Below are 613 nucleotides of genomic sequence, written 5' to 3'. Positions count from 1 at the left end.
ATTAATAATTGGAATGACTACAGAAAAGACAGGATTGAAGAGAAAAACCTATATAAAACCTTAATTAGAAGTCTGAATAATGATTTAATTGATGTAAGAGATAAATCTGTAATATTAGATAGTGCTATTAGTGCTCAAAGAATATTCATTACTAACAACTCTTTTGAAAGTATCTCATCTAAATATCCTTTTAGCGAAATCAGAGATCTTATAATTAGAGTAGGACAAACCAGTAAATCATTTGTCCCGAATATTTCTATTTATAACAAGATCATGCAAAACAATCAGATAGATTTGATACAATCCGATGCGTTACAGATGCAAATAATGGCATTATATGATAGGGCGTATTGGGAATATAAAGACTTAGATGCTAGTTTAGAAAACCAATATATAGCAGGCATAAATAGGAATTTCTTCGGTAATATTTCACATAGGGTTATTATGAACAATTGGCCGGCTTTACGAGAAGATGAATCTCGAGAAAATTATGATGCATTGAAGAAAGATTGCCGTGAGATATACTTCTTAAGCTTATCAGTTAAAAGATCAATGTTTAACTGTGAACAAGAAATAGAAGTACTTTTAGAATCTTTAAATAATGAACTAAAAT

1 protein-coding gene is annotated in these 613 nt (G+C 29.4%); it reads left to right on the top strand.

What is annotated here, in order from left to right:
* On the top strand, nt 1–613 hold a 613-nt coding region (locus tag Q0874_RS17350), incomplete at both ends, for a hypothetical protein (protein ID WP_299164816.1).

It is taken from the genome of uncultured Eudoraea sp. (genome assembly GCF_947490415.1).
Taxonomy (GTDB): Bacteria; Bacteroidota; Bacteroidia; order Flavobacteriales; family Flavobacteriaceae; genus Eudoraea.
Note: the sequence above shows the minus strand (reverse complement) of the source record. Positions and strands in the feature narration are given on the sequence as shown.